This window comes from Halobaculum sp. MBLA0147, assembly GCF_041361345.1.
Lineage (GTDB): Archaea > Halobacteriota > Halobacteria > Halobacteriales > Haloferacaceae > JAHENP01.
Genome location: NZ_JBGKAD010000001.1, coordinates 1,298,976 through 1,316,997 on the forward strand (window position 1 = coordinate 1,298,976; position 18,022 = coordinate 1,316,997).

The 18,022-nt window shown below is 70.5% G+C and carries 15 protein-coding genes; 4 read left to right on the forward strand and 11 right to left on the reverse strand.

Annotated features, from left to right (window positions below; all coding sequences use genetic code 11):
• Positions 1-38 precede the first annotated feature (38 nt).
• Positions 39-440 (reverse strand): cupin domain-containing protein, encoded by a 402-nt coding sequence (locus RYH80_RS06240; RefSeq protein WP_370902989.1) that lies wholly within the window; start codon positions 438-440, stop codon positions 39-41.
• 116 nt (positions 441-556) lie between these two features.
• Positions 557-844, reverse strand: a complete 288-nt coding sequence (locus tag RYH80_RS06245; protein WP_370902990.1) for a DUF5789 family protein — start codon at positions 842-844, stop codon at positions 557-559.
• Between the two features lie 221 nt (positions 845-1,065).
• Here RYH80_RS06245 and RYH80_RS06250 point away from each other — a divergent pair, with 221 nt between their 5' ends.
• The 3 genes from RYH80_RS06250 to RYH80_RS06260 all read left to right on the forward strand — a co-directional run bounded on the left by RYH80_RS06250 (position 1,066) and on the right by RYH80_RS06260 (position 5,727).
• Positions 1,066-2,352, forward strand: a complete 1,287-nt coding sequence (locus RYH80_RS06250; RefSeq protein WP_370902991.1) for a cell division protein CdpA domain-containing protein — start codon at positions 1,066-1,068, stop codon at positions 2,350-2,352.
• Between the two features lie 104 nt (positions 2,353-2,456).
• Entirely contained in the window at positions 2,457-3,698 is a 1,242-nt protein-coding gene (locus RYH80_RS06255) for a tRNA (guanine(26)-N(2))-dimethyltransferase (protein WP_370902992.1), read from the forward strand.
• 130 nt (positions 3,699-3,828) lie between these two features.
• The gene (locus tag RYH80_RS06260) at positions 3,829-5,727 is read left to right on the forward strand and encodes a DUF2070 family protein (protein WP_370902994.1); all 1,899 of its coding nucleotides are present in this window, start codon (positions 3,829-3,831) and stop codon (positions 5,725-5,727) included.
• A 37-nt stretch (positions 5,728-5,764) separates the two neighbouring features.
• Here the strand turns inward: RYH80_RS06260 and RYH80_RS06265 are convergent, their stop codons facing one another.
• From RYH80_RS06265 to RYH80_RS06300, 8 genes are all read right to left on the reverse strand, one after another.
• Positions 5,765-6,730 (reverse strand): cation diffusion facilitator family transporter, encoded by a 966-nt coding sequence (locus RYH80_RS06265; protein ID WP_370902995.1) that lies wholly within the window; start codon positions 6,728-6,730, stop codon positions 5,765-5,767.
• A 114-nt stretch (positions 6,731-6,844) separates the two neighbouring features.
• Positions 6,845-7,492, reverse strand: a complete 648-nt coding sequence (locus RYH80_RS06270) for a hypothetical protein (protein WP_370902996.1) — start codon at positions 7,490-7,492, stop codon at positions 6,845-6,847.
• Positions 7,493-7,610: 118 nt separating this feature from the next.
• Positions 7,611-8,834: an ABC transporter permease gene (locus RYH80_RS06275; protein WP_370902997.1), complete on the reverse strand. Its 1,224-nt coding sequence runs from the start codon at positions 8,832-8,834 to the stop codon at positions 7,611-7,613.
• Positions 8,831-10,231: an ABC transporter permease gene (locus RYH80_RS06280; protein ID WP_370902998.1), complete on the reverse strand. Its 1,401-nt coding sequence runs from the start codon at positions 10,229-10,231 to the stop codon at positions 8,831-8,833. Before RYH80_RS06280 ends, RYH80_RS06275 begins: the two co-directional genes overlap by 4 nt.
• Positions 10,224-11,990, reverse strand: coding sequence for an ABC transporter ATP-binding protein (locus tag RYH80_RS06285; RefSeq protein ID WP_370902999.1), 1,767 nt, complete (start codon positions 11,988-11,990; stop codon positions 10,224-10,226). Before RYH80_RS06285 ends, RYH80_RS06280 begins: the two co-directional genes overlap by 8 nt.
• Before the next feature lie 161 nt (positions 11,991-12,151).
• Complete coding sequence (locus tag RYH80_RS06290) at positions 12,152-13,243, reverse strand: BMP family lipoprotein (protein WP_370903000.1); 1,092 nt, start codon at positions 13,241-13,243, stop codon at positions 12,152-12,154.
• 249 nt (positions 13,244-13,492) lie between these two features.
• Positions 13,493-14,878: a phosphohexomutase domain-containing protein gene (locus RYH80_RS06295; protein WP_370903001.1), complete on the reverse strand. Its 1,386-nt coding sequence runs from the start codon at positions 14,876-14,878 to the stop codon at positions 13,493-13,495.
• A 70-nt stretch (positions 14,879-14,948) separates the two neighbouring features.
• On the reverse strand, positions 14,949-15,989 hold the full coding sequence (locus RYH80_RS06300; protein WP_370903002.1) for a presenilin family intramembrane aspartyl protease PSH: 1,041 nt from the start codon (positions 15,987-15,989) through the stop codon (positions 14,949-14,951).
• Positions 15,990-16,338: 349 nt separating this feature from the next.
• On the opposite strand from RYH80_RS06300, the gene RYH80_RS06305 reads away from it, so the two are divergent.
• Positions 16,339-17,295 (forward strand): DUF7351 domain-containing protein, encoded by a 957-nt coding sequence (locus RYH80_RS06305; protein WP_370903003.1) that lies wholly within the window; start codon positions 16,339-16,341, stop codon positions 17,293-17,295.
• 68 nt (positions 17,296-17,363) lie between these two features.
• On the opposite strand, the gene RYH80_RS06310 is transcribed toward RYH80_RS06305, so the two are convergent.
• A complete protein-coding gene (locus RYH80_RS06310; protein ID WP_370904666.1) occupies positions 17,364-17,924 on the reverse strand; it encodes a thioredoxin family protein in 561 nt (186 codons plus the stop codon).
• Positions 17,925-18,022 lie beyond the last annotated feature (98 nt).

Below are 18,022 nucleotides of genomic sequence, written 5' to 3' on the forward strand. Positions count from 1 at the left end.
TCGAGCACCTCGTCTCACTCCGTGTCGAACACCTCGTCTCACTCCGTGTCGGATGCTCCGCCACCCTCCGCGCCGACGGCGAGCGTCGGCGTCCCCGTCTGGGTGCGCTCGCCCCCCGTGTCGCCGGTGTTGCGGGTGTCTTCGGCCTCGAACAGCAGGATCTTCGCCTCCTCGTCGGCGACCGGGCGGTGTTCGACGCCGGCCGGGACGACGAACAACTCCCCCGCGGACAGCGTCACGTCGTCGTGGCCGCGTAGCTCGACGGTCACCGTCCCCTCGTGGACGAGGAACAGTTCGTCGCTGTCCGGGTGGCTGTGCCAGACGAACGCCCCCTCGATCCGGGCGAGTTTCACCTCGTGGTCGTTGGGCGTCGCCGCCAGCCGCGGGGCCCACTGTTCGTCGAACGAGTCGAACCCCGCGTCGAGTGTGATCTTCTCCACACCCCAGCGTCGTCACTCGGCGACTCGTGTCTTTCGGCACCGGCGGGCGCGACGGCGACCGGTCCGCCGTCACACTCGCTGTCCACACGTCGTCGACGGGAGAGAGACTCCCGGCCTCACTCCGCCGTCTCGACGGGGCCGTGGCCGACCTCCTCGCGGACCGCCTGGACGAACGTCTGTCGCGTGTCGAAGTACGTCTCGTCGGTCGCCTCGAGGACGGCCGCCAACTCGCGTGGGCCGTCGGGGGTCCGGATCGTCACGTCACCCTCCTTGTCGACGATCCGCGACTGCTCCTGTGGCCACGTGAGTCGCGACGCGACCCGTGCCAGCGGTGCACCCTCGACGACCGGCCCGTCGCCGAGTTCGACGGCCGGTTCCGTCTCCTCCTCCTCGTCGTCGCTCATACCCCGCGGTTCGACACCGCTCCGTGTAACCTCTTCGGATCGTCTGCTCCGCACTCGCTGTCCGTGTCGTCCGATCGTCCGCTCTAGGCTCGCCGTCTCCCCCGCCGGCTCGTCTGTGCCAGGCTCGCGACGACCCGCGGCGCGGTGTGCTCGCTCACCCACGCGCTCGTCGTGCGAGCGTCTGACGCAGTGTTTTGTAACACCGTGTCCAACCGTGGCGTATGACTAGTCTGGCGGACGCGTACGAGGAGACGGTCGGCGAGGGGGCCGACCTGCGGCGGCTCTACCTCGGGGTCGGGATGTTCCTCGGTGGGTCGCTCCTCGTGCTCGTCGGCATCTACTTCGGGACGCGCTCGCCCGGGGGGACGGCGGCGCTCCGGGACGCCCGGTGGCTCGCGGGTGTCCTCGGCGGACTGGGCGTGCCGGCGGTGTTCCTCGGGGTGTTCGCCGTGTTGCCGGCGGCACGCGTCACTCGTGCGGCGGCGGTCGTCGGTGCCGGCGTCTCCGTGTTCGGCGTCTCGTTGTTCGCCCACGCCTACCCGTGTCAGTGGGCCGGCGCGCCGTGTGGCTCGCCGAACCTCACCCTGCCGACGGCGGCAGTGTACTTCCTCGGCGTCATCACGACGTTCTGGTGTCTGTTCGCGGGCGTCGCCAACGTGACCACACGCGACGAGCCCGGCGGGACGGTCCGGTTGGAGGTCACCCGCGGCGGCGAGACGAAGGTGATCGAGGTACCACGCGAGGAACTCGACGAGGACGCGGGAGCGACCGGTGGCGGCATCGGCTTCTTCGGGGACACACCGGACGGCAACGTCGAGACACAGACGAACCGTCCCGACGCACGAGCCGACGACGCCGCCGGCAGTGCCACCGACGGGCGCGGCGTCGGTGGCCGTCCGGCGACCGGGAGCGGCGACGTGGGTGTCGAACGGATCGACGGCTCCGGCGACGCGAGCGGTCGGAGTGCGTCGCGTCCGGCCGACGACTCGGGTGGACGAGGTGGCGTCGACTCCGTCGGGACGCGCGGTCGGTCGAGGACCGGTGGCGACTCGCCGTCCGGGAGCGAGTCGACCGGTGACGCCGGCGTCGACACCGTTGGCAGTTCGAGTGGTCGCGGTGGCTCGCCGACGGGTGGTCCCGGGTCCGGTGGCTCGCCGACGGGCGGCTCGTCTGGCGGGTTCGGCTCCGGGCGGGCAGGCGGCGACGGAGCGGTCGGCGGCGCGGACCCGAGTGTGAGCGACGGCGGCGCGACGTCGGAGTCGATCACCGGGTTGACGGACGACGATCCGGGGTCGTCGACCGGCGGCCCGAGCGGTCCGGGTGGGCCAGGTGGACCCCGTGGACGCGGCGCGGACGACCCCGCACCCGACAGTCCCGCGGACTCCTACTGCGGGAGTTGTGCCCACTTCCAGTACGTTCGCACCGAGGACGGGATGGAGCCGTACTGCGGGCACCACGACGTGGTGATGGACGACATGGACGCCTGCAGCGACTGGGAACCGCGGTAGGACGGACCGAGTACGTCGACCGCGACTGTGGAGCCCGAGCGAGTCACGAGCCGCGGCACGCCCGTGAGACAACAGTTTTCCACGCCACCGACCCACCTCGGGGTGTGACCGAGATCACGGAAGGCGGCGTGACCGTCCGCGTCGAGGAGGCGCGCGACGGTGCCAGCGCCGGGACGAGCGACGCGGTGTTCTACAACCCGGAGATGGAGCTCAACCGGGACGTGACCGTCGCGGTGTTGCGCGCCCACGCCGAGCGCCGCGACGACGGGACCGAGCCCGGTCGCGGCGGTGCGACAGGCAGTGGCGATCCGGACGCCGGTGACGGGACGTCCGGCGGCGACGGCGGTGACGACACGAACGAACCGGGAGACGCCACGCCGTCCGTCGACGCGACGTACTTCGACGCCACCACGGCCTCGGGGATCAGGGCGACGCGAGCCGCGGCGGCGGGGTACACGGCCGTCGGCGCCGACGTGGACCCGGACGCCGTCGCGTTGGCGCGCGAGAACCTCGCGAGCTACCCCGACGCGCGGGTCGTCCACGAGGACGCCAACGTACGGATGCACCGGGAGTCGTTCGACGTGGTCGACGTGGACCCGTACGGCTCGCCCGTCCCGTTCGCAGACGCCGCGACGCGGTGTGCCCGCGAGTTGCTGTGTGTCACGGCCACCGACACCGCGCCGCTGTGTGGCGCGCACTTCGACAGTGGGCGCCGTCGCTACGAGACGACACCGCGCAACACGGAGTACCACCCCGAGATGGGCCTGCGCGTACTGCTGTCGTCGCTCGTCCGGACGGGGGCGAAACACGACGTGGCCCTCACGCCGGTGTGTTCGCACGTCTCCCGCCACTACGCCCGCACCTACCTCGCCGTCGACCACTCCGCGACCGCGGCCAACGAAGCTGTCGCCGAACTCGGTCACGTCGCTCACTGTCAAGACTGTCTGTACCGCGAGCACGAGCACGGCCTGCTCGCCGACAGTCCCGAGACGTGTCCCAACTGTGACGGGGACCGCGTCGTCACCGCCGGCCCGCTCTGGCTCGGCCAGGTCGCCGACACGGCGTTCACGACGGCCGTCCGCGAACACGTCACCGACGACATGGGCGAGGCGAAGCGCGCACGGCGACTGCTCGACACGGTCGCGAGCGAACTCGGGACACCGACCCACTACGACCAACACCGGCTGTGTGAACTGTGGGGGCGACCCGCGTCGGCGATGGACGAGTTCGTCGCGGCGCTCCGAGAGGCGGGCCACGAGGCCACACGCGCTCACTACGCCGGGACGGCCTTCGAGACGACCGCCGACGTGAGCGAGATCCGCGCCGCGACCGCCCACCTCGACTGATCGAGAATCCGGACGCTACTCGTCGTCTCGGCTGTCGGCGACGGCGTCTCGGCTGTCGGCGACGGCGTCCGACGCTCGACACACGGAAACAGCGTCGTTTTAGTACCCACCGTGTCGAACCGTGTGGACGATGACGGCCTCACAGAGCAACCTCGCGGGGTTGTCGCGGTTCGTCTTCCGGGCCCCCTCGTGGTACCGCAGCGTGGCCGTCGCCCTGCTGTTGGCGGCCGTCGCGGGCGTCGGGGCCTTCGAGCGCCCGGAGTCCGCGCAGGTGTGGCGCGGCGTCCTCTTCGTCGGCCGCGACGCGTGGGAGGGCGTGTTCTTCGTCGGGGTCCCGACCGTCGTCGCCGGGATCGGGACCGCGTGGGTGGACCGGTACGTCGGGGGGAAACTGTCCCCGGACCGCGCGATGCTGCTCGCGTTGGCGTGTGAGGTGTTGCTCGTCGCGGTCCTCGCGGTCGCGGCGACGGTGGCGTACCTCACGCCGCTCGACCAGACGTTCGTCTTCGACAGTCTCGTCGTCGCGCTCGCGTCCGTCTTCGCGCTGCGACTGCTGGTGATCGTCGCCATCTCGCGGTCGTCGATCCCGGTCGCCGCGATCCCGGCGAGCATCCAGACGGCCGTCTCCGCGCTGCTGTTGTTCGTCTACAGCGGGACACTCCGCCTCGTCGAGATCGGTGGCCCGATCCAGCGGGCGTTCCTGAACACCTACCTCTCGCGCCCGGAGGAGGCGCCCGCGGAGTTGTCGGCGATCTCGCCGGACCACTTCCTGCTGTTGGCTGCGACGTGCGTGCTGTACGCCGGCGCGGTCTGGGTGTTCCTCTACGTCGTCGACCGCCCGTGGCGGGAGTCGTTGGGCGTGTCCGTGTTGGACTTCCTGCAGGGGTTCGTCGGCCACATCACCGAAGGGAGCCGCGAGTTGGAGGACTTCTTCGAGCAGTTGGGCGAGGAGGCGGTCGTCCCGGTGACCGTGTTGGGTGTCCGCCGCCCCGACGGGACGGAGAAGGCGCGGTGGGTGTTGCCGATGATCCACCCGGGGCCGATGGGCGAGATCGGCGGCGGGAACCTCCCGCTGCGTGTCGCCGAGGAGGTAGAGGGGGTCGGCTTCCCGCCACACGCCACCGCGGGCCACGACTTCAACCTCGTCACCGAGCGGGAGGTCGACCGGCTGTTGGACGCCGCCGAGCGCGCGGACGCGAAGCTGTCGTACACGGACCGCGCGACCCAGAGCGTCCGTACCCACTCTGGCGAGGCGTCGGTGCTCGGGCAGGCGTTCGGCGACGACGCGGTGTTGGTCTCGACGTTCGCGCCGGGGTACGCCGACGACGTGGAGTACGCCGTCGGGCTCTCCGCGGCGGCCGAGGCCCGCACCAGCGGTCTCGACGACGTACTGCTCGCGGACGCACACAACTCCAACGACGGGTTGGAGGGGCCGGACCTCGGTCACGTCACGCCCGGCTCCAGCCGGTCGTTCGACATGATGGGTGCCGCCGGCGAGGCGGGCGAGCGGCTCGCGACGGCACCACGCGGCGAGTTGTCGGTCGGCGTCGGTCACGTCGAGACGCGGTGGGACCCCGAGGACGGTGTCGGCCCGCTCGGAGTGCGTGCGATGGTGACCGAAGTGGACGGCCAGCGGACCGCCTACGTGTTGATCGACGGCAACAACATGGAACCGGGGCTGCGCGGCGAGTTGGTGGACGCACTCGACTGCGTCGACGACGCGGAGGTGTTGACGACGGACACCCACATCGTCAACACGGTGGAGGCGGAGAACCAGGTCGGCGACGAGATCGACTGGGAGCCGCTGGTCGAGGTGGTCCGCGAGGCGACGGAGGCGGCGTGTGCGGACCTCGAACCCGCCGAGGCCGCGATGGCGACGGAACACGCCGAGGTGACCGTCTTCGGCAACGACCGCACGGAGACGCTCGCCAGCCACGCCAACGCCGCCGTCCAGATGGGTGGGGCGCTGGCGGCCTCCGTCGTCCTCACGTCGCTGGCGCTGTCGGCGCTGTTGTTCTTCGTCACCTGATCGACTCGCCGTGGAGCGTTCGTCGTCGGCGTGCCGTTCACCCCTCCGCCTCGACGTAGACGATCGAGACGCGGTCGTCCGTCTCGCGGAGGGCGCTCTCGACGGCGGTGGTCGCGGCGTCGACACCCGCGGTGTCGAGATCCGGGTCGAAACTCACGTCGGCGGTGACGAGCACCTGGCTGGCACCGACGAACATCGTCCGGAGCGCGTCAACGTGGACGACGCCGTCGGTGTCGGCGGCCGCCGCGCGGAGTGCGTCTTCGCGTCCCGGAGACAGCGACTCACCCAACAGGAGCCGCTTGTTCTGCCACGCCAGCGCGAGCGCGAACCCCATCAGGAGGAGTCCGATCAACAGCGCCGTCGCGGCGTCGAACGCCTCGACACCGGTGACGCGGGTGAGCACGATCCCGACGAGCGCGATGACGGCGCCGCCGAGTGCGACGGCGTCCTCGGTGAACGCCGTCAGCGTGGTCACGTCGCTCGTCTCCCGGAACGCCTCGCGGATCCCGGACCAGTCGTACGTCTCGATCTGCCGCTGGAGTTCCCCGTTCGCCTTGGCGAGCGCCCACGTCTCGAAGACGATGGCGGCGCTCAACACGCCGACGCTCAACTGGAACGTCGACAGCGGCACTAGTGCCGTGAAGTCGATCCCGGCGATCACGACCTCGCGTGGGCCGCCGCCGTGGCCGCCGTGGCTCGTCAGCGCGGAGTAGCCGTGTTTGAACGACTCCCACCCGGCGATGCCGAACAGGAGCACGGAGACGAGAAACGAGTAGAAGAACTGTGCCTTGCCGTAGCCGAACGGGTGTGTCTGCGTCGCCTCCCGCGCAGAGTACCGGATACCGATCAACAGGAACACCTGGTTCCCGGTGTCGGAGACGGAGTGGTACGCCTCCGAGAGCATCGACGGGCTCCCCGACGCGAGGAAGGCGAAGAACTTCAACACCGCGATCGCACCGTTCGCGATCAGCGCGGCGATCACGACGGACTTGCTTCCAGCCATCGTCACCCGCGACGAGACGTGTGGGCATAATACCCCGGGGCGTGGCTGCCTCGCCGACTGGACGAGGCGGCCGCGTCGCCCGTCGCCGACGGCGGGGCCGGACTCACCGGTCGGTCACGGGGTCGCACACGCCAACGACGTCGTGATGAACCCACGGGCGTAGCCCGTCTGCCGGACCGCGACGGTCGTCGCCGACTCGTTGCAGTCGAACCACTCCCGCTCGCGGTTCGAGACGACCACGCCACGGTCGTCGCGGTCCGCCCGGACGGCGATGACGTACCGCCCCGGTTCGCGGAGGTCGACGAGCAGTTCGCCCGCCGCGGGGAGCGCGTCTGTGCGGTCGACCACACTCTCCCCGTTCAGCCAGACGCGCGTTTCGACACGTCGCTCTGCGTCGGTCGCGTTGCGGATCACGACCTCGTGGGGCTCGACGTCCGGCGGACGGGCGTCGTCGCTGCCGACGGCGACGGTCGCGACCGGGTCGCTCGCGTAGCCGGCGGTCGCTCCCGCCGTCGGCGTCGGCCAGTCCGGCCCCACGTCGGCGTGGGTGGGGGTCACGGAGACGGCACGTGCGGTCGGTGTCTCGTCGGTGGGTGACCGGGCGGTCGGGTCGGCGTCGGCGGACTCGGTGTCGGACTGCGGCCGCCTGGTGTCGCCGGGTGTCTCCGTCGCCGGGGTTGCGACGCGGTCGAGACAGCCGCCGGCCGCGACGGCCGCGACGGCGGCGAGGAGGCCGCGACGGGAGGGCGTGTGTTCGGGCACGTGTGACGACTCTCCGACGGCGGGTACAAGTCTTGTGTCGGGGCGACGAGAGACGAGCGAGAGGTCCGTGAGTCGTCGAACGCCCGCGAGTCGAGAAGAGACGGGGCACCCGGCGTCGCTACTCCTCGCCGGACTCGAAGTGGTCGCCCGCGGCGGCGGGGATGCGGGTCTTCCCGAACAGCGCCAACACGAGGATCACGGTCACGAACGGGATCGTCCGCACGAGCGGGCCGGGGATCGACAACACGCCGCCGGCCTGCAACCCGAGTTGGAGCTGAGTGAGCGAGGTGAACAGCATCGTCGACAGCAGCGCGCCGATCGGGTCGTAGTTGCCGAACAGGTACGCGACGATGGCGATGAACCCGCGCCCGTTGACCATCGTCGCCCCCGCGCCGGTGAACCCGCGCAACGAGATCGACAGCGCCGCGCCGCCGAACCCGGACAACACACCCGACAACAGGACCGCGGCGTACCGCACCCGCGAGACGTTCACGCCCGCGGTGTCGAGTGCAGACGGGTTCTCGCCGGAGGCGCGTACCCACCGACCGAACGTCGTCCGCCGGAGCAGCCACCACGACCCCGCGACCGCGACGAACAGCATGTACACGGTCGGGGAGGCGTCGAACAACGCCCCGAGGAACGGGAGTTCCGACAGGACCGGCACCGTCACCGTCCCGAACGAGGGGATCGTCGGGGAGTTCTTCGACCCGAAGATCACGACGGAGGCGAACGGCGCCAACCCCAACGCGATCAGCCAGATCGCCAGCCCCGCGATGATCTGGTCGGCCCGGAACTCGATACACGCGACCGCGAACAGCAAGGCGAGCAGCGTCGAGGCGAACACACCCCCGGCGAGTCCGACCCAGACGCTCCCAGTGAACTGCGTCACGGCGGCGGCGACGAACGCCGAGATGATGAGCAGCCCCTCCAGCCCGATGTTGATGACGCCGGACTTCTCCGCGAAGATCCCGCCCAGCGCCGCGAACGCGATGGGCACCGTCCGGCGGAGCGTCGCCGCCAGCGTCCCCTTCGCGAAGAGGATCGAGACGACCTGTCCCGCCGTCGACGACGGCGCCGCCACGCCGATCGCCACCAGCACCCCGAACGCCGCCAGCACGACGCCCGCGACGAACTGGCCGAGGCTGGCGTCCGCGAGCCGATCCGCGACCGACGAGCCGGTGTCCGTCGACTCCGCGTCCGTCGTGTCGGGCTCGGACTCTGCGTCCGTCGTGTCGGGGTCCGTCGACTCCGCGTCCGGCACCGACTCGTCGGTCTCCGTCGACTCGGTTCCGTCGATCTGGTTCGAACGCCCGTCGTCTCCCGCCGTCGGATCGTCACTCATCGGTCGTCACCTCCCTCGGGTGCGGCCGTGTCGTCGGAAGCCGTCGAGCCCGTCGCCGTATCCGGTATCGTGTCGTCGGTCGTCTGTCCCTCCGTCGTCGCGTCCGCGGCGGTGTCACCAGTCTCCGGACCGTCCGTGTCCCCGACCGGCCGGCCGCCGTCGGTGGCGACGGCCTCCGACCCGGCGTCGTCCGGGAGGTAGCGCCGCCCGAGCAGCCGGAAGAACTCCGGCATCGCGACGAACAACACGATCAGCCCGCGGATCACGCCGACGAGTTCCGGCGGTACGTCGGTGGCGACGCTGACGTTGATCGAGCCGGACTTCAGGACGCCGAACAGCAGCCCGGCGGCCAACACGCCGATCGGGTTGTTGCCCGCGAGGATGGTGACGGTGATGCCGTCGAAGCCGTACGCCGGCACGTTCGTCTGGAAGTTGCCGAGTTTCATCATCACGTACGCCGCGCCGCCGATCCCGCCGAGGGCACCCGACAGCGTCATCGCCGCGACGACCGTCCGCGAGGCGTCGACGCCGCCGTACTCCGCGGCCGGCGGCTGGAGCCCACTCGTGCGGACGTCGTAGCCGAACGCGGTCGCCGCCAGCAGGTACGCCGCCGCGACCGCCAGCGTGATCGCCAGCGCCAACGCCACCACGGAGAAGTCCGCGGTCTCGGGGAAGACGACCCGCGGGAACTGCGCGAACGCCGGCAGCGTCCGGGTCTGCGTGGCGAAGCTCTCCGGGTCCTTGAACTCCGCCTGGACGAGGTACAAGACGACGTTCGTCGCCACGAAGTTGAGCATGATCGTCGTGATCACCTCGTTGGCGTCCGCGTACGCCTTCAGCGCACCCGGGATCGCCCCGTACAGCCCGCCGAAGACGGCGCCAGTCGCCACCCCCAGCGGGAGGATCACGAGCGTGCCGACGAGCCCGGTCACCGCCTGTGAGGCGGCGTAGGTGACGACCGCCGTCGCCAGCCCGCCGACGACCATCTGGCCCTGCGTCCCGATGTTGAACACGCCCGCCTTGAACGCGACCGCGACGGAGAGCCCGGTGAACACGAGGATCGTCGTCTCCCCGAGCGTCGTCGCGAGTTTGCCGTTCGTCGGGTCCGCCAGCGGGTTCCCGAACGCGCCGAGGAACAGTTGGTCGTAGACGACCAGCGGGTCGTAACAGGAGCCGAAGAACGCCGCCCGCGAACAGCCCGCGACCAGCCCGGCCGTGTAGATCAACACCGCCCCCACCGCGACCGACAGCAGCAGCGCCGACACCGAGATCGCCACCCGCTCGCGGGCGGAGGCACTCGTCAGCCGGTCGAGCACCGTCCGGAGTCGTGTCGCGAGGTCGCCGCCCCCGTCCCCGTCGTCGCCGGGCGTCACCCCGGTCGAGCCGGCGTCACTCACCGTCCCGCACCTCCTCGTCGCCGCCGGCCGTGACCGGTGACGTGTCGGGGTCGCCCGTCGCCGAACCTGACGTGTCTGTCGCGTCCGTCGGCGCCGTCCCCGCGTCCGTCGCATCGGCGCTGGCGCCAGGTGCCTCGCCCGACGCGTCACCCGCGGTCCCGTCCGCGGGTGTCGTCGCGGCGACGCGCTCGACGCGTGGCACCGTCTCGGCGTCCTCGCCGGCCATCAACAGGCCGAGTTGCTCCTCGGAGACCGCGTCCGGGTCCACCACGTCGACGACGGACCCTTGGTGCATCACGGCGAGGCGATCCGACAGCTCCCGCACCTCGTCGAGTTTCGAGGAGACGAGGAGGATGGCCGTGCCGCCGCCACGGAGGTCGATCAGCCGATCGTGGATGAACTCCGTCGAGCCGATGTCGACCCCCCGCGTCGGGTGCGAGGCGACGAGACACGACGGGTCGCGGGCCACCTCGCGGCCGACGACGAACTTCTGTTGGTTGCCGCCGGACAGCGACTCCGCGCTGGCGTCGGGGTCCGGCGGGCGCACGTCGTACTCCTCGACGATCGCCGCGGCGTGCTCGCGGGTCGTCGTCCAGTCGATCCGGCCCCCACGCGAGAACGGCTCGTCGTGTTGGCTCCCGAGCAGCCCGTTCGCGGTGAGGTCGAACGGCATCACCAGCCCGCGCTCCTGACGGTCTTCGGGGACGTACGCCATCCCGCGGCGGGCGCGTTCGCGCCGCGAGACGCCGCGCAGTGACTCGTCGTCCAGTCGGATCTCCCCGGCCTCCGGCCGCGTGAGCCCGGTGACGGCCTCGATCAACTCCGACTGGCCGTTGCCGTCGACCCCGGCGATCCCGAGGATCTCCCCCTCGCGAACCGCCAGGTTCACGCCGTCGACCGCTCGCACGCCGCGGTCGTCCGTCACGACCAACTCGGAGACGTCGAGCACCGTCTCGCCGGGCCGGACGGCCGGCGTCTCCGTCTCCAAGACGACGCCACGGCCGACCATCATCTCCGCCAACTCCTCGCGCGTGGTCGTGTTCGCGTCGACGGTGCCGACCTTCTCCCCGTCGCGTAACACGGTCACGTCGTCGGCGGCATCCATCGCCTCGCCGAGTTTGTGGGTGATGAAGAGTATCGTCTTCCCGGCCGCCGTCAGTTCCTCGAAGACGCGGAACAGGTCTTCGACCTCCTGTGGGGTGAGCACCGCCGTCGGCTCGTCGAGGATCAACACGTCCGCGCCGCGGTACAGCGCCTTGAGGATCTCGACGCGCTGTTGGACGCCGACGGAGACGTCCGCGATCTGTGCGTCCGGGTCCACGTCGAAGCCGTACCGGTCCGAGAGGTCTCGCACCGCCTCGCGGCCGGCCTCGCGGTCGACCGCGAGGCCGCCCCACTTCGTCGGCTCGTCGCCGAGCGTGACGTTCTCCGCGACCGTCATCGTGTCGACCAGCATGAAGTGCTGGTGGATCATCCCGACCCCGGCCTCGATGGCGTCCCGCGGGGAGTCGAACGTCGACGGGGGCGCGCGCACGTCGCCCGTCGCGTCCGTCTCGAGTCCGTCGGGGTCGACGTACACCGACCCCTCCGTGGGGCGGTACAACCCGTAGAGGACGTTCATCAGGGTCGTCTTGCCGGCCCCGTTCTCCCCCAAGAGCGCGTGGACGGAGCCACGCTCGACGGACAGCGTCACCTCGTCGTTGGCGACGACGCCGGGGAACCGTTTCGTGATCCGTTCCAGACGAACCGCTTCGACCATCCTGTGCCCCGTTTCGCCGGTCGGTCAATAAACCCCGCGTTCTGGCCGACAGACGGCGTGAACAGTACGAAAACGGAGGGTGCGACGGCCGGTGCTACGCGGCCCGGGCGGGCCGCAGGTAGGGTGGACCGTGATTCGGACCCTCGTGATCGATCCCGAGTTCAGACGCCGGACGGGTCGGTCGGCACCGTCACGTCGCCGTTCACGATCGCCTCGCGGGCACTCGAGATCTGTGACTTCACGTCCTCGGCGACCTCGCCGCCGAGCTGGTCGCCGTACTCCAGCGACACGCCGTCGTTGGCGAGCCCGAGCGTCTGGACGCTCCCGCCCTCGTAGGCGTCCTCGACGACGGACTCGATGGCGTTGTAGACGGCCGTGTCGACGCGCTTGACCATCGAGCCGAGGATCACGTCCGCGTACGAGGACTTCGTCACGGACTGGCGCCGGTCCACGCCGATGGCGAACTTCCCCTGCTCTTGTGCGGCCTGGAACACGCCGGTCCCGGTGTTCCCGGAGGCGTGGTACACCACGTCGGCGTCGTTGTTGTACATCGACAGCGCCGCCTCCTTCCCACCCTGCGGGTCGGAGAAGGAGCCGACGTACGTCGACTGCGTCTGGATGTTCGAGTCCAACGAGTCGACGCCGGCCAGGAAGCCGGCCTCGAACTTCTTGATCAGCGACCCCTCGACGCCGCCGACGAAGCCGACGTTGCCGTTCCCGCCGCTCTCGCCGCCACCGGCGGTGAACGTCGAGGTCGACACCAGTCCCGCGAGCAGTCCCGCGAGGTACGACCCCTCCTGCTCCTTGAACACGTAGGAGGCGACGTTGTCGGACTCGACGACGCTGTCGACGATCATGAACTGCTGGTCGGAGAACGACTTCGCCGTCTGTTTCAGCGCGTCCGTCTGCAGGAACCCGATACAACACACCAGGTCGTAGTCGGGGTCGGTCGACTGTGCGAACTGCTGTTGGTAGTTCTTGAACTGCGAGACCTCGCTCGGCTGGGTCCGACTGGAGGCGACGGGGAAGTCCTCCTTCGCCTGCTGGAGCCCCTGCTGGGCCTGGTCGTTGAACGACCCGTCGTCCAACCCGCCGGTGGCGTACACCATCCCGACGTTGACGTCGGCCGCCGCCGTCTCGGTGCCGCCGCCGCCACCGCCACCGCCCCCGCCGCCTGTACAGCCAGCGAGTCCCGCGAGTCCGCCGAGCCCCGCCGCACGGACGAACTGCCGCCTGTCGATGTCGCGTGCCATGTCCACTCGTAGAGGTGTCGTTCTCCGGTATAAGACTCACGCTCGGCGTCCCCGAAACGTGCGCGAAACCGGCGCTCGGCGGCCGGATATACGTAATCTCGGAGGCGTGTCGGTACCGGCGGTCGTGTCTCTACGCCACTCACCTATCTCGGCCGTCGCTCCGGAATCGAGCGACGGACTGCGGAGTACGAACCGCGAGCGAACCCGTCGTGTGACGAGACGAGCTCGAGACGTCCGACGGCACCGGACTCAGGCGTCGGCGGCGGCGGCGACGGCGGCGGCGACGGTGTCGGTCGCCGTCTCGATCACGGCGTCGACGTCGTCGCTCTCGGCGTACACGCGGACGTACGGCTCCGTCCCGCTAGGGCGGACGAGCACCCACGAGTCGTCCGGGAAGGTCAGTCGGACGCCGTACTCCGTGTTCGCGGTCGTCTCCGGGAACGCTTCGGGCAGTGTCGTCGCCAGTCGCTCCATCGCGTCGGCCTTCGCCGCGTCGGGACAGGAGACACTCTCCTTGCGGTACGGCCGCTCGGTGACCGGCTCCCGGAGCGCGTCGAGCCCGGACGCGGCGACCAGTCGCGTGAAGACGGCCGCGCTGGCGACGCCGTCGATCCAACCGCCGAAGGCGGTGTGGACGTGTTTCCACGGTTCCGCGGCGAACGCCACGTCGCCGCCGTCGGCGCGGGCCGCCGCGATCCCGTCGTGGAGGTAGCCGAGCGCGACGCGCTCGACGCGCCCGCCGGCCGCCGCGACGCGCTCGTCGATCCGCCCGGAGGCGTTCGGCGTGGTGACGACGACCGGGTCCGCCACCTCGCGTTCGCGGACGTACGCCTCCGCGAGGATCGCGAGGATCGTGTCCTCGTGGACCACCTCGCCGTCCCCGTCACAGATCACGATCCGGTCGGCGTCGCCGTCGTGGCCGATCCCGAACGCCGCCGCCTCGTCGTCCGCGACGAACGCCCGGAGGTCCGTCAAGGTCTCCGCGGTGGGTTTCGACTCGCGGCCGGGGAAGTGGCCGTCGACGTTCGCGTTCAGTGTCACCACCTCCGCGCCCAACTCGCGCAGTACTTGTGGGGTCGCCACCGACGCGACGCCGTTCCCGCAGTCGACGACCACGCGGAGTGGGTCGTCGTCGGCAGCTGGGTCCGCACCGAACTGCCGGGCGTACGTCGCGACGGCCTCGCGGTACGCCGGCAGCGGGTCGGTGCGGCCGGCGGTGCCCCACTCGTCCCACGTCGTCGCGTCGGCGTCGTCGGCCGCCACGCGGGCCTCGATCTCCGACTCGGCAGTCTCGCCGTACTCCTCGCCGTCGACGAACAGTTTGATGCCGTTGTCCGTCGGGGGGTTGTGGGAGGCGGTGAGCATCACGCCGCGGCGACCGCGGGAGGCGTACGCCAGCGTCGGGGTCGGGACCACGCCGATCCGCTCGACGCGGGCGCCGGCCGCCACCAGCCCCGCCTCGACGGCCGCCGCCAACCCCGGGCCGGTCGTGCGTCCGTCGCGTCCGACGACGAACTCGCGGTCGTCGGCCTCGCGAGCGTGGGCGCCGACGGCACGCGCCACGTCGAGCGCGAGCTCCGTCGTCACGCGGTCGTCGACACTCCCGCGGATGCCCGCCGTTCCGAACAGGTCCATACCCGAGTGTCGTGTGGCGAGGGTTTCACTCGTGTGGTTCGGCTGCGGCCGCCCGACGGGCTCGAACGACTCACACGCCGACTGCGGTGGCGAGCGGGACACCGGCGACGAGCGCGCCGAGGAGGTAGCCTCCGATCGTCGTCGCGTTCAACGCCGGGAGCCCGGCGTGCGCACCACCGACGCGACGGACGACCACCTCCAGCACCGCCAGTCCGACCAGACTCCCGAGGAGTGCCCCGAGCGCCGGCCAGTTCAGGCCGGCCACGACCGGCGTCGCGTCGAGGAACCACGTCGCGGAGACGACGAGGAACCCCGGCACCATCGCGTCGCCGACACCGAGGATCTTGAAGTCTGGACCGTCGGTCTCGTCACCGTCGGCGGTCGTCGTGTCCGTCGCCGGTCCGTCCGTCTCGTCCGAGGTGTCTCCGTCGGTGGCCTCGTCGTCCTCGAACGAGAGTCGGTACTCGCGCAACGACGCGTCGAGTCGGTCGGGGACGAAGAACGCCCCCGGAATCGACATCTCCAGCCCGGCTGCCGCGATGGTCTCCATCGCGTCCGACCGATACACGGCGTACGCGTCGTACGCGGCCCACCCGACGAGCGCGACGAGTGCCGGCAACGGGCCGTAGCTCGTCCCCAGTATCGCCGCGATCACGGCGCCGAAGGCGACGCCGACGAGGTTCACCACGTACCACTCCGGGTGTCGCCAGAGGACCACGACGACGGCCAGTGGTGGGAGGAACGCCAGCGGTGCCGTCGCGACACCGGCCCCGATCAGCACGCGCCCGAACATGAACGCGAGGTAGCCGAGGAAGGCTGCCTGGAGTGCGACCCGTCCGTAGTCGTACCGCTGGAGGAGGAAGAACACGACGAGCCCACCCGCGAACGGGACGAGCAGGTGACGCAGCGACCCGACGGAGGAGCTGTCGACCGCCAGGCCGAGTCCCGCAGTGGCGACGGGCTCTGCCAGCGCCACCCCGGCGAGGACGGTGGCGACGAACAGGACCCACGTGGTCAGCGTCTGGAGCGCGTCCGTCGGACCGAACGCGTCCTCGGCCGCGACCGCTCTCGTGGCGTCACTCTCGACCGTCCCCTCGGCCTCGCCGCTCACGAGCACACACCTCCGTTCGCGTCGCCCGTCGCGACGAGCACGCCGTCCGTCGCCGTCGATCTGTCGGCCTCCCGATACGTCGTCGGTCTCGATCCGGTACCGCTCCGTGGCATCACGAGGGATTACAGTGGCCGTCGGTACATAGTGGTTTTCAGAACTCGTCTTCTGAACTCGATCTGACACGTCCGGGCGGTCGATCGGCGAGGGTGGTGTCGACGGCCACGACGTGACGTGGGTCGCGGCGCGTCCGACCACTGTCGTCTCGGCTCCGAGGCAGTGGGATGGCCGACTCTCGGACACCGCCGGGGCCGCCGGTAGGCTGATAGTCGTCGGGTCGTAGGTGTCGCCCGTGAGCACTGACGAGACGGACGAGGCCGGTGCGACCGACGCGGTGACGACACACCCTGCGGACGTGTTCGCGCCGGTCGCCGAGGAGACACGCGTCGAGATCCTCCGGGCGTTCGCGGACGAACAGCGCCGGATCGGCGAGGCGTTCGCGGACGCGGACCAGGCGTCGGCCGAGGACCTGATCCCGGGGTTCACCTTCACCGAACTGTTCGAGCGCGTCGACGTCGAGGACTCCGGGCGGTTCAACTACCACCTCGACAAGCTCACCGGGCAGTACGTGACGAAACTGGACGAGGAGACGTACGCACCGACGTGGGCCGGTGTCGAGGTCGCCGGAGCGGTGTTGGCCGGCGGGTACGGCGACCACGAGATCGAGCGGACGGAGATCGACCGCTCGTGTCCCTCGTGTGGCAGTGGGCTGGCGGTCCAGTACGACGACGGCTACCTGATCGTCTCCTGTACGGAGTCCGATGACCCCGTTCTCCTCGCCGGAGTGCCGGCGGGTGTCTTCGAGGGGCGGTCGCTCGCCGACGCCGTCGACGTCGCCGCCGCTCACCAGCGACGCCTGCAGGAGGCGGTGACGGACGGGTACTGTCCGCTGTGTTACGGAGACGTGACGGCGTCGCTGGCTCCGTCGACGACCGAGGGCGTCGTCTCCGACGCCGCCTACCAGTTCCGTGGCGTCTGTGACCGGTGTGGGAACGTGTTCTTGGGCGGGCTCGCGTCGCTGTTGTTCCGGCACCCGGCCGTCGTCGGGTTCTACCACGACCACGGGGAGGACCCGCGAGACGCCTACACGGACGCGTTCGACCCCGTCGGCGAGGGGGACGAGATCACGACGGTGGTGAGCGAGTCGCCGCCGCAGGTGGTCGTCGAGTTCGAACTCGACGACGAGACGCTCGCGGTCACCGTCGACGAAGACGCGACGGTCGTCGACACGGAGCGTCGGCCGACGTGAGACGGGTCCGTCGGTCGTCGGCGGACCCCCCGACTCGGCGAAGTTCCCGACGCCGGAGCGTCACCGGCTCACTCCTCGTGCCACTTGATCGAGCAGCCGCGGCTCGGCCCCGGGTCGACCGTCACCGCCTCGCCCGCCAACACTGCGTCGACGGCCTCGCGGACGTAGAGCTCCGTCGCCTCGTCGTCTGGGTTCGGTGCGTCGTCGAGTCGCCCCTGGTAGGCGAGTCGGAAGGTACCGTCCTCGTTCGCGAACAGGAACGGATCGGGGGTACAGACCGCGCCGTACTCGCGGGCGACCGCCTGTGACTCGTCGCGCAGGTAGGCGTCGTACGCCACCTCGCCCGACTCGACGTACTCCCGCATCGACTCGACGGAGTCCTCGGGGTACTCCTCGGCGTCGTTCGGGTTGATCCCGACGACCGCGAGGTCGTCGTAGTCGGCAGCCAGCTCGTTGAGCAGGTCGAACTTCGCCTGCGCGTACGGGCAGTGGTTGCACGTGAACACGACCAACAGCGCGTCGTAGTCGGCGAAGTCGGCGAGCGTGTAGTCCCCGTCGACGCCCGGGAGGTCGAACGCCGGTGCCTCGTCGCCCAGCGACAGTGCCGGATCGGACTCTTTCAGTACCATATCCGTCCGTAGGGCCGCCTCGGTGAAACCGTTCCCGACACCGGCACGGAGTCGGTCGGAGGTCGTCGCTGCCGTCCGTCTCCCGGTACGGCCACGGG

What these genes read in the sequence shown, in the direction of transcription:
- RYH80_RS06265 (WP_370902995.1), bottom strand. Translation starts at nt 6,730, where the DNA reads ATGGCTGGAAGCAAGTCCGTCGTGATCGCCGCGCTGATCGCGAACGGT.
- RYH80_RS06260 (WP_370902994.1), top strand. Translation starts at nt 3,829, where the DNA reads ATGACGGCCTCACAGAGCAACCTCGCGGGGTTGTCGCGGTTCGTCTTC.
- RYH80_RS06275 (WP_370902997.1), bottom strand. Translation starts at nt 8,834, where the DNA reads ATGAGTGACGATCCGACGGCGGGAGACGACGGGCGTTCGAACCAGATC.
- RYH80_RS06285 (WP_370902999.1), bottom strand. Translation starts at nt 11,990, where the DNA reads ATGGTCGAAGCGGTTCGTCTGGAACGGATCACGAAACGGTTCCCCGGC.
- RYH80_RS06290 (WP_370903000.1), bottom strand. Translation starts at nt 13,243, where the DNA reads ATGGCACGCGACATCGACAGGCGGCAGTTCGTCCGTGCGGCGGGGCTC.
- RYH80_RS06245 (WP_370902990.1), bottom strand. Translation starts at nt 844, where the DNA reads ATGAGCGACGACGAGGAGGAGGAGACGGAACCGGCCGTCGAACTCGGC.
- RYH80_RS06250 (WP_370902991.1), top strand. Translation starts at nt 1,066, where the DNA reads ATGACTAGTCTGGCGGACGCGTACGAGGAGACGGTCGGCGAGGGGGCC.
- RYH80_RS06295 (WP_370903001.1), bottom strand. Translation starts at nt 14,878, where the DNA reads ATGGACCTGTTCGGAACGGCGGGCATCCGCGGGAGTGTCGACGACCGC.
- RYH80_RS06310 (WP_370904666.1), bottom strand. Translation starts at nt 17,924, where the DNA reads ATGGTACTGAAAGAGTCCGATCCGGCACTGTCGCTGGGCGACGAGGCA.